This window comes from Variovorax sp. YR752, from assembly GCF_943372545.1.
On sequence record NZ_CALRZC010000286.1, the window covers coordinates 1 to 9,364 of the forward strand.

Annotated in this window: 12 protein-coding genes and 1 pseudogene; 11 read left to right on the plus strand and 2 right to left on the minus strand. The window is 67.1% G+C overall.

Features of this window, described 5'->3' with window-relative positions; genetic code table 11:
* The 5 genes and pseudogenes from AAG801_RS37215 to AAG801_RS37235 all read left to right on the plus strand — a co-directional run.
* A pseudogene (locus AAG801_RS37215) lies at nt 1-325 on the plus strand (histidinol-phosphate aminotransferase); the annotation flags it as partial.
* A complete protein-coding gene (gene hisB / locus AAG801_RS37220) occupies nt 322-939 on the plus strand; it encodes an imidazoleglycerol-phosphate dehydratase HisB (protein ID WP_056572744.1) in 618 nt (205 codons plus the stop codon). The pseudogene AAG801_RS37215 and the gene hisB, both read left to right, overlap by 4 nt.
* 19 nt (nt 940-958) lie before the next feature.
* The gene (gene hisH / locus AAG801_RS37225) at nt 959-1,618 is read left to right on the plus strand and encodes an imidazole glycerol phosphate synthase subunit HisH (protein ID WP_101490999.1); all 660 of its coding nucleotides are present in this window, start codon (nt 959-961) and stop codon (nt 1,616-1,618) included.
* 63 nt (nt 1,619-1,681) lie between these two features.
* Nucleotides 1,682-2,425: a 1-(5-phosphoribosyl)-5-[(5-phosphoribosylamino)methylideneamino]imidazole-4-carboxamide isomerase gene (hisA, locus tag AAG801_RS37230; RefSeq protein ID WP_341892942.1), complete on the plus strand. Its 744-nt coding sequence runs from the start codon at nt 1,682-1,684 to the stop codon at nt 2,423-2,425.
* Nucleotides 2,426-2,454: 29 nt separating this feature from the next.
* A complete protein-coding gene (locus AAG801_RS37235; protein WP_341892943.1) occupies nt 2,455-3,627 on the plus strand; it encodes an AAA family ATPase in 1,173 nt (390 codons plus the stop codon).
* 19 nt (nt 3,628-3,646) lie between these two features.
* Here the strand turns inward: AAG801_RS37235 and AAG801_RS37240 are convergent, their stop codons facing one another.
* Nucleotides 3,647-4,549, minus strand: coding sequence for an amino acid ABC transporter substrate-binding protein (locus tag AAG801_RS37240; RefSeq protein ID WP_341892944.1), 903 nt, complete (start codon nt 4,547-4,549; stop codon nt 3,647-3,649).
* A gap of 11 nt (nt 4,550-4,560) precedes the next feature.
* The gene (locus tag AAG801_RS37245; protein WP_341892945.1) at nt 4,561-5,868 is read right to left on the minus strand and encodes a dicarboxylate/amino acid:cation symporter; all 1,308 of its coding nucleotides are present in this window, start codon (nt 5,866-5,868) and stop codon (nt 4,561-4,563) included.
* A gap of 133 nt (nt 5,869-6,001) precedes the next feature.
* On the opposite strand from AAG801_RS37245, the gene AAG801_RS37250 reads away from it, so the two are divergent.
* From AAG801_RS37250 to AAG801_RS37275, 6 genes are read left to right on the plus strand one after another with little or no spacing between them, the layout of a single operon-like run.
* On the plus strand, nt 6,002-6,835 hold the full coding sequence (locus tag AAG801_RS37250; RefSeq protein WP_341892946.1) for a D-hexose-6-phosphate mutarotase: 834 nt from the start codon (nt 6,002-6,004) through the stop codon (nt 6,833-6,835).
* Between the two features lie 30 nt (nt 6,836-6,865).
* Nucleotides 6,866-7,651 carry an imidazole glycerol phosphate synthase subunit HisF gene (gene hisF / locus AAG801_RS37255; protein ID WP_101490993.1) on the plus strand — a complete coding sequence of 262 codons (786 nt, stop codon included), beginning with the start codon at nt 6,866-6,868 and terminating at the stop codon, nt 7,649-7,651.
* Between the two features lie 41 nt (nt 7,652-7,692).
* Nucleotides 7,693-8,082 (plus strand): phosphoribosyl-AMP cyclohydrolase, encoded by a 390-nt coding sequence (gene hisI, locus AAG801_RS37260; protein WP_056572729.1) that lies wholly within the window; start codon nt 7,693-7,695, stop codon nt 8,080-8,082.
* A complete protein-coding gene (locus AAG801_RS37265; RefSeq protein WP_341892947.1) occupies nt 8,079-8,471 on the plus strand; it encodes a phosphoribosyl-ATP diphosphatase in 393 nt (130 codons plus the stop codon). Before hisI ends, AAG801_RS37265 begins: the two co-directional genes overlap by 4 nt.
* Nucleotides 8,472-8,496: 25 nt before the next feature.
* Nucleotides 8,497-8,886 carry a hypothetical protein gene (locus AAG801_RS37270; protein WP_099795316.1) on the plus strand — a complete coding sequence of 130 codons (390 nt, stop codon included), beginning with the start codon at nt 8,497-8,499 and terminating at the stop codon, nt 8,884-8,886.
* Nucleotides 8,876-9,235 (plus strand): histidine triad nucleotide-binding protein, encoded by a 360-nt coding sequence (locus tag AAG801_RS37275; protein ID WP_341892948.1) that lies wholly within the window; start codon nt 8,876-8,878, stop codon nt 9,233-9,235. The genes AAG801_RS37270 and AAG801_RS37275 overlap by 11 nt, the downstream gene beginning before the upstream one ends.
* The last annotated feature ends 129 nt before the right edge of the window (nt 9,236-9,364 follow it).

A 9,364-nucleotide genomic window follows, 5' to 3' on the forward strand; every position in this document is an offset into this window, starting at 1 on the left:
CGTGCTCAACTGCGAAGCCGCGCTGTTCGCGCTGGAGCACGCCGCGGTGTTCGAAGCGCAGGCGCGCCAGATCCGCGAAGGGCGCGACCAGCTCATGGCCGCGCTGGCCCGGCTGCCGGGCGTGAAGACCTGGCCCAGCGACGCCAACATGATCCTGCTGCGCGTGCCCGATGCCACCCGTACCTTCGAGGGCATGAAGGCCCGCGGGGTGCTGGTGAAGAACGTTTCTAAAATGCATGAACTGCTCGCCAACTGCCTGCGCCTCACCGTCGGAACGGCCGACGAGAACGCGCAGATGCTGGCGGCGCTCGAAGCCTCACTATGACCACCCCCACGACCCCGGGCAGCACCGATCGCATCGCGACGGTCTCCCGCAACACCGCCGAGACGAAGATCACGGTCAGCGTCAACCTCGACGGCACCGGCAAGGCCAAGCTCTCCACGGGCATCGGCTTTTTTGATCACATGCTCGACCAGATTGCCCGCCACGGGCTGATCGACCTGGACATCGACTGCGAGGGCGACCTGCACATCGACGGCCACCACACGGTGGAAGACGTGGGCATCACGCTCGGCCAGGCCGTGGCCCAGGCCATCGGCGACAAGAAGGGCATTCGCCGCTACGGCCATGCCTACGTGCCGCTGGACGAAGCGCTGAGCCGCGTGGTCATCGACTTCTCGGGCCGCCCGGGCCTCGTGATGCACGTGCCCTTCACCAGCGGGATGATCGGCACCTTCGACAGCCAGCTCACCTACGAGTTCTTCCAGGGCTTCGTGAACCACGCCTTCGTCACGCTGCACATCGACAACCTGAAGGGCGTGAACGCGCACCACCAGTGCGAAACCGTGTTCAAGGCCTTCGCCCGCGCCATGCGCGGCGCGCTGGAGCTCGATCCGCGCTCCGTCGGCGTCATCCCCTCGACCAAGGGCTCGCTCTGACCTCCGTTCGCGAACAGCTATGAAATCTGTAGCAGCCAATTCCGTCGCCGTCGTCGACTACGGCATGGGCAACCTGCACTCCGTGTCGCAGGCCGTGCGCCATGCGGCCGACCAGGTGGGCGTCGAGGTGTTCGTCACCTCCGATCCCGACGTGGTGCGCAAGGCCACGCGCGTGGTGCTGCCGGGGCAGGGCGCCATGCCCGACTGCATGCGCGAGCTGCGCGATTCGGGCCTGCAGGAGTCGGTGCTCGAAGCGGCGGCCAACAAGCCGCTCTTCGGCGTGTGCGTGGGCATGCAGATGCTGCTGTCGCGCAGCGACGAAGGCCCGACCGACGGCCTGGGGCTCATTCCCGGCGAGGTCATCAAGTTCGACCTGGCCGGTCGCCTGCAGCCCGACGGCAGCCGCTTCAAGGTGCCGCAGATGGGCTGGAACCAGGTGCGCCAGGCCCAGCCGCACGCGGTGTGGGCGGGCATTCCCGACCAGAGCTACTTCTATTTCGTGCACAGCTTCTACGCGCGCCCGGCCGACGCCCGGCACAGCGTGGGCGAGGCGGATTACGGGGCATGCTTTACCGCAGCCATCGCACGCGATAACATTTTTGCCACCCAGTTCCACCCGGAGAAGAGTGCGGACCACGGGCTGCAGCTGTATCGCAACTTCCTCCACTGGAATCCCTGAACCTTTTTTCCCGACCGGGCCGAACCCTCCACAGCCCGGCTTTCGCACACTCGCGCCACTTCCATGCTCCTCATTCCCGCCATTGATCTCAAAGACGGCCACTGTGTTCGCCTCAAGCAGGGCGACATGGACCAATCCACGGTCTTCAGCGAAGACCCCGCCGCCATGGCCCGCAAATGGGTCCAGGCCGGCGCGCGCCGGCTGCACCTGGTCGACCTGAATGGCGCCTTCGCCGGCAAGCCGCAGAACCACGCGGCCATCAAGGCGATCCTGAAGGAAGTCGGCGACGACATCCCGGTGCAGCTCGGCGGCGGCATCCGCGACCTGGACACCATCGAGCGCTACATCGACGACGGCCTGCGCTACGTGATCATCGGCACCGCCGCGGTCAAGAATCCGGGCTTCCTGAAGGACGCCTGCGTGGCCTTCGGCGGCCACATCATCGTGGGGCTCGATGCCAAGGACGGCAAGGTCGCCACCGACGGCTGGAGCAAGCTCACGGGCCACGAGGTGGCCGACCTGGGCAAGAAGTTCGAAGACTATGGGGTCGAATCGATCATCTACACCGACATCGGCCGCGACGGCATGCTCTCGGGCATCAACATCGACGCCACCGTCAAGCTCGCGCAGGCGCTGACCATCCCGGTGATCGCTTCGGGCGGCCTGTCGAACATGGCCGACATCGACCAGCTCTGCGCGGTCGAGTCCGAGGGCGTCGAGGGCGTGATCTGCGGTCGCGCCATCTACTCGGGCGACCTCGACTTCGCCGCCGCCCAGGCGCGCGCGGACGCGCTGGCCGGCGCCTGACGCCTTTCCCCCTGTACAGGCCATAGCGCGTGCTCTCCGCGCTCGCCATTGCCAACTACCGCTCGCTGCGCCAGCTGACGGTGCCGCTGGGCCGCCTCACGGTGGTCACCGGTGCCAACGGCAGCGGCAAGTCGAGCGTGTACCGCGCGATGCGGCTGCTGGCCGACATCGCCAATGGCGGCGTGATCCGCTCGCTGGTGCGCGAGGGCGGGCTTTCATCGACTTTGTGGGCCGGGCCCGAGCGCTTCTCGGCCGCCATGCTGCGCGGCGACATGCCGGTGCAGGGCACCACCCGCAGCGAGCCGGTGGCGCTGAAGCTGGGCTTCGCCGGTGCCGAGGCCGACGATTTCGGCTACGCCATCGACATCGGCCTACCGCCGCCGATCCCATCGACCGCCTTTTCGCGCGATCCGCAGATCAAGCACGAGGCGATCTGGAGCGGCCCGTTGCTGCGCCCCGCCACGCATCTGGTCGACCGCAAGGGCGCCGCGCTGCGCCTGCGTGACGGCAAGGGCTGGCAGGCCGTCGGCCGGCCGATCCCGGCCTTCGCCAGCATGATGACCGAGCACGCCGACCCGCGCGACGCGCCCGAGATGCTCACGCTGCGCGAGCAGATGCGCTCCTGGCGCTTCTACGACCACTTTCGCTCGGACGCCGAGGCGCCCGCGCGCCAGCCGCAGCTGGGCACCTACACGCCCGTGCTCGCCAACGACGGTGCCGACCTGGCCGCTGCCCTGCAGACCGTCCGCGAGATCGGCGACGGCGAGGCGCTCGACAGCGCCGTGGACGACGCCTTTCCGGGCGCCCGCATCGAGGTGCACGCGAACGGCGACCGCTTCGAGACGTTGATGCACCAGCACGGCCTGCTGCGCCCGCTGACGGCGGCAGAACTCTCGGACGGCACCCTGCGCTACCTGTTGTGGATCGCGGCGCTGCTGACGCCCCGTCCGCCCGCGCTGCTGGTGCTCAACGAGCCCGAGACCAGCCTGCATCCCGACCTGCTGCCGGCGCTCGGCCGCCTCATCGCGCAGGCCGCGCGGGCGTCGCAGGTGATCGTGGTGTCGCATGCGGCGCGCCTGATCGCCGCCCTGGACGACAGCGACGGCCTGCAACCGGTGGTGCTCGAAAAGCGCTTCGGCGAGACCCGCATCGCGAACCTCGACATGAGCGAGATGCCGCGCTGGGAGTGGCCGGCGCGGTAAAGAAGGGCAGGCGGCAGGCCTACTCGGCCTTCACCGCCATCGTCTGGATGATCGTTTCCAGCTGCGCGCTCATCGGCAGGTTGAGGCTTTCCCCCGAGGGCAGCTTGCGCATGAACCAGCGCTTGTACTGCCGGTGAATCTCGCCGTCTTCCGCCAGCACCTGGAAGGTGTCGATCACCACCTTATTGAGCTGCGCGTCGCCCTTGCGGTACATGACGGCGTAGGGGTCGTAGGAGAGAAAGTCGCCCACCACCTCGTACTGCGCCTTGGCGGCATCGCGCGCGATGAGGCCGTAGAGCAGCACGTCGTCGGTGGCGAAGGCGTCGGCCTGGCCGTCCTTCACGAGCGCGAACGATTCGGCATGGTCGCGTGCCACCTTCAGCTCGATGTTGAGCTTGAACTTCTGCGACAGGTCGCGCAGCGTCTTCTCGTTGGTGGTGCCGGCCGTCACCGCCACCTTCTTGCCGGCCAGGTCGCGGAACGACCGGATCGGCGCGCCCTTCTTCACCAGCACCTTGGTGCCCGAGACGAACATCGTCGGCGAGAAGGCCACGCGCTTCTGGCGCTCGAGGTTGCTGGTGGTGGAGCCGCACTCGAGGTCGACCTGGCCGCTCACGACCGCGTCGATGCGCGAGTCGGAGGTGACGGGCACCCACTGGATCGTCAGGCTCTTGTTGACTGTGTCCTCGATGGCCGTGACGAGCGCACGGCACAGCTCGATGGAATAACCGATCGGCTCCTTGCGCGCGTTGAGGTACGAGAAAGGCACCGAGGCCTCGCGGTGGCCGATGGCGATGGTGCCGCTCGCACGCACCTTGGCCAGCGTGCCGCTGAGCACGGTGGGCGCCTGCTCCTGGGCCTGCGCTGCGATTGCCAGCAGCGACAGGACCCAGGCGGCGAGCAGGCGGACAGGGCGTTGCATGGCCGCGTGCCTCACGCGTGCGCCGGGTGGGCGAGGGTGGCTGCGGCTTCCTCGTCGAGCGCCTTGGCGTTGACCTCGGCCTCGCTCTCGGAGAGCAGCTCGCCCTCCCACTTCGCGACCACGGCGGTGGCAATCGAGTTGCCCACCGCGTTGGTGGCCGAGCGGCCCATGTCCAGGAAGGTGTCGACGCCCAGGATCAGCAGCAGGCCGGCCTCGGGAATGTCGAAGTGGTTCAGCGTGGCGGCAATCACCACCAGCGAGGCGCGCGGCACGCCGGCCATGCCCTTGGAGGTGAGCATCAGGATCAGCAGCATCGTGATCTGCGTGCTGATCGGCATGTGGATGTCGTAGGCCTGCGCGATAAACAGCACGGCGAAGGTGCAGTACATCATCGAGCCGTCGAGGTTGAACGAGTAGCCCATCGGCATCACGAAGCTGGAGATCTTGCGCTTCACGCCGAAACGGTCGAGCGCCTGCAGGATCTTCGGATACGCGGCCTCGGAGCTCGCGGTGGCGAACGACAGCAGGAACGCTTCCTTGATGAGCACCAGCAGCTTGAACACGCGCGGCCCGAGGAACAGCAGGCCGGCCATGATGAGCACGCCCCACAGCACGAACAGGCCCAGGTAGAAGTCGCGCATGAACACCGCGAACTTGATCAGGATGCCCAGTCCGTTCACCGCCACGGTGGCGGCCATGGCGGCCAGCACCGCCAGCGGCGCGAGCTTCATGACGTAGCCCGTGATCTTGAGCATCGCGTGCGACAGCTCCTCGATGGCGGCCACCAGCGTCTTGGCCTTGTCGCCGAGCGAAGCCAGCGCCACGCCGAAGAACATCGAGAACACCACGATCTGCAGGATCTCGTTGTTGGCCATGGCTTCCGCGAACGACTTGGGCACCGTGTGGCTCACGAAGTCCTTGAAGGTGAATTTGTTGGTCGCCAGGTTGGCCGAGGCGCCGATGTCGGGCAGCGGCAGGCCCAGGTTCTCGCCGGGCTTGAGCACGTTGGCCATGACCAGGCCGATCACGAGCGAGATCAGCGACGCGGTGAGGAACCAGCCGATCGCCTTGCCGAACACGCGGCCGACCGACTTGGCGTCGCCCATGTGTGCGATGCCCACCACCAGCGTGGAGAACACCAGCGGGCCGATCAGCATCTTGATGAGGCGCAGGAAGACGTCGGAGATGATGGAGACGTAGTCGGCGACCTCCTTGGCGGCCTTCTTGTCCGGAAAGCTCGTGAAGATCATGTAGCCAACGATGATGCCGAGCACCATGGCCATCAGGATCCAGGCGGCCATCGGCAGCTTTTTCTTCATGCGTATCCCCTTGAGTCGTGTGAGAGTGGTTCTTTTCGAGTGCACGGGACCGACCCGGCACAGGGTATCCAAGAAAGGCGCAGGCACGCAATGGCCCGCTGTCAGGATGCGGCGGCTGCCTACAATTCCTCACATGGACATCCGCTCGATCGAGTTTCGAGGCCAGCCGGCGTTGCACGCCGAGGCGGCCGATGGCAGCACCCTGACGGTCGCGCTGCATGGCGCCCAGGTGCTTTCCTGGGCCCCGGCCCGCGGTGGGGAGCGACTGTATCTGAGTCCGAAAGCCGTTTTTGACGGCCAAACAGCCATCCGCGGCGGCATTCCCCTGTGCTGCCCCCAGTTCAACCAGCGCGGCATGCTCCCCAAGCATGGCTTCATGCGCAATCTGCCTTGGATTCGCGAGGAATCGGGTGCGGCCGACACGCTGCGGCTCGTGCTGCGCGACAACGAAGCCACCCGCCGCCTCTGGCCGCATGCCTTCGAGGCGCGGCTGGACGCCACGCTCGCGGCCGGCCAGCTGCGCACCGCGCTCACCCTGACCAACACCGGCGATGCGCCCTGGCCGTTCTCGGCCGCGCTGCACACCTACCTGCGCGTGGACGACATCGCCACGGCGCGCCTCGAAGGCCTGCAGGGCGCGCCGCGCTGGGACGCCGTGCGCGATGTGCGCCAGACCGAAACGGCCGCCGCGCTGCAGTTCGACACCGAGTTCGACAGCGTCTACACCGCCCCGGCGCAGCCGCTGCGGCTGGTGCAGCCCGGCGGCACGCTCGAAATTACCCAGAGCGCCAGCTGCACCGAAACCGTGGTCTGGAACCCCGGCGCCGTGCTCGGTGCGACACTTGCGGACATGCCCGCAGAGGGCTTCCGCCACATGCTCTGCGTCGAAGCGGCCCGCATCGACGAACCCGTCGTGCTGGCCCCCGGCGCCCAATGGCAGGGCTGGCAACAGCTCCGCGTTCTCTGACCGACCGATTTCTCCCTTGTTCACCACCCCATGCTTGCCAAACGCATCATTCCCTGCCTCGACGTCACCGGCGGCCGTGTCGTCAAGGGCGTCAACTTTCTCGAGCTGCGCGATGCCGGCGACCCGGTCGAGATCGCCGCGCGCTACAACGCGCAGGGCGCCGACGAACTCACCTTTTTGGACATCACGGCCACCAGCGACGGTCGCGACCTCATCCTGCCGATCATCGAAGCGGTGGCCTCGCAGGTCTTCATTCCGCTGACCGTGGGCGGCGGCGTGCGCACCGTGGCCGACGTGCGCCGGCTGCTCAACGCGGGCGCCGACAAGACCAGCTTCAACTCGGCCGCCATCGCCGATCCGCAGGTGATCAGCGACGCGGCCCAGAAGTACGGCTCGCAGTGCATCGTGGTCGCCATCGACGCCAAGCGCCGCAGCCCCGAAGACGCCGCCACGCGCGGCGCGGGCTGGGACGTCTACAGCCACGGCGGGCGCAAGAACACCGGCCTCGACGTGGTGCAGTGGGCGATCGAGATGGCGCGCCGCGGCGCGGGCGAGATCCTGCTCACGAGCATGGACCGCGACGGCACCAAGAGCGGCTTCGACCTCGCACTGACGCGCGCCGTGAGCGACGCGGTCAACGTGCCGGTGATCGCCTCGGGCGGCGTCGGCAGCCTCGACGACCTGGCCGACGGCATCCAGAAGGGCGGCGCCGACGCGGTGCTGGCCGCGAGCATCTTCCACTACGGCGAACACACCGTGGGCGAGGCCAAGGCCCGCATGGCCGAGCGCGGGATTCCCGTGCGCATCGACGCCTGAGACGCGTCCAAAGGGTCTTTCCTATCCTCGACAATATCCCCATGAATTGGCTTGATGAAGTGAAGTGGGACGCGAACGGGTTGGTGCCCGTGATCGCCCAGGAACAAGGCACGAACGACGTGCTCATGTTCGCGTGGATGAACCGCGAGGCGCTCGAAAAGACCGCCGAGTTGGGCCGCGCGGTGTATTTCAGCCGCTCGCGCAACAAGCTGTGGTTCAAGGGCGAGGAGTCGGGCCACGTGCAGACCGTGCACGAGATCCGCCTCGACTGCGACAACGACGTGGTGCTGCTCAAGGTGACCCAGCTCGGCCACGAGCCCGGCATTGCCTGCCACACCGGCCGCCACAGCTGCTTCTTCAGCAAGTACGAAAAGGGCCAGTGGACCGTGGTCGAACCGGTCTTGAAAGACCCGGAGTCGATCTACAAATGACCGCCACAGTGAACGACGCCCCCAACACCTCCGACGCACTCGCCCGCCTGGCCGCGGTGCTCGAGAGCCGCCTGCCCGCGAACGGCGGCGACCCCGAGAAGAGCTACGTCGCCCGGCTGCTGCACAAGGGCCCGGACGCCTTCCTCAAGAAGATCGGCGAGGAAGCCACCGAGGTCGTGATGGCCGCCAAGGACGCCGACCACGGCGGCGACCGCTCGAAAATAGTGAACGAAGTGGCCGACCTGTGGTTCCACACCATGGTGGCGCTGGCCCACTACGGTTTCTCGCCAGCCGACGTTGTCGCGGAGCTCGAGCGCCGCGAGGGCACCAGCGGCATCGAGGAAAAAGCCCTGCGCAAGGTGCAGGCCCGCGAAGCTTCCAACGACTGAATGATCGATTGAAAGGGCATCGACCATGGCCAATGACATCGTGAACGTGGAACCCGACGACTCCCTCAAGACCTGGGGCTGGGTCAGCTACGTGCTGCACCTGATCGTGGCCATCGGCGCGGTCGTGCCGGGCGCGCAGGCCTCCGTGCTGCTGCTGCTCATCGCGCTGCTGATCGACTTCGTGAAGCGCGACGATGCGGCCGGCACCTGGCAGGCCTCGCACTTCAGCTGGCGCATCCGCTCGGTGCTGTGGGCCGGCCTGCTGTACATCGTCACCTCGTGGCTCTGGCTGCTGCTGTTCGTGCCGGGCTGGATCGCCTGGAGCCTGATTTCGCTGTGGTTCCTCTACCGGATCGTGAAAGGCATGATCCGCATGAACGACAGCCGTCCCATGGAACCCAAAGATGTCATCTGATCCGAACTGCGTCTTCTGCAAAATCGTCGAAGGCAAGATCCCGTCGCGCAAGGTCTACGAAGACGACGACCTGTTCGGCTTTCACGACATCTCGCCCTGGGCGCCGGTGCATTTCATGCTGGTGCCGAAGAAACACATCGCCTCGATGGCGCAGCTCACGCCTGAGGATTCGGCGCTCATGGGCAAGATCATGACGCTGGCCCCCCAGCTGGCGCTGGAGCAGGGCTGCAGGCCCTATCCGGAGGGCGGCTACCGCGTCGTCGTGAACACCGGCGCCGAAGGCGGACAGGAGGTTCACCATCTCCATGTGCACGTCATGGGCGGCCCCCGGCCCTGGCTTCGCGGCTGAGTGGGGCCTGCCCACACCATGCAAGGGGTCGCGAAGCTCGCCACAGCCCGCCCATCAAGGCGCGTGACGCCGTGCGTGCGTCCGCACGCACAAGGAGCGCAACGCCGAGGGGCGGGCTGTGGCGAGCTT

Bases quoted from the DNA above. Each gene is read 5' to 3' on its own strand.
- hisB (WP_056572744.1), top strand. From the start codon at position 322: ATGACCACCCCCACGACCCCGGGCAGCACCGATCGCATCGCGACGGTC.
- hisH (WP_101490999.1), top strand. From the start codon at position 959: ATGAAATCTGTAGCAGCCAATTCCGTCGCCGTCGTCGACTACGGCATG.
- hisA (WP_341892942.1), top strand. From the start codon at position 1,682: ATGCTCCTCATTCCCGCCATTGATCTCAAAGACGGCCACTGTGTTCGC.
- AAG801_RS37240 (WP_341892944.1), bottom strand. From the start codon at position 4,549: ATGCAACGCCCTGTCCGCCTGCTCGCCGCCTGGGTCCTGTCGCTGCTG.
- AAG801_RS37245 (WP_341892945.1), bottom strand. From the start codon at position 5,868: ATGAAGAAAAAGCTGCCGATGGCCGCCTGGATCCTGATGGCCATGGTG.
- AAG801_RS37250 (WP_341892946.1), top strand. From the start codon at position 6,002: ATGGACATCCGCTCGATCGAGTTTCGAGGCCAGCCGGCGTTGCACGCC.
- hisF (WP_101490993.1), top strand. From the start codon at position 6,866: ATGCTTGCCAAACGCATCATTCCCTGCCTCGACGTCACCGGCGGCCGT.
- hisI (WP_056572729.1), top strand. From the start codon at position 7,693: ATGAATTGGCTTGATGAAGTGAAGTGGGACGCGAACGGGTTGGTGCCC.
- AAG801_RS37265 (WP_341892947.1), top strand. From the start codon at position 8,079: ATGACCGCCACAGTGAACGACGCCCCCAACACCTCCGACGCACTCGCC.
- AAG801_RS37270 (WP_099795316.1), top strand. From the start codon at position 8,497: ATGGCCAATGACATCGTGAACGTGGAACCCGACGACTCCCTCAAGACC.
- AAG801_RS37275 (WP_341892948.1), top strand. From the start codon at position 8,876: ATGTCATCTGATCCGAACTGCGTCTTCTGCAAAATCGTCGAAGGCAAG.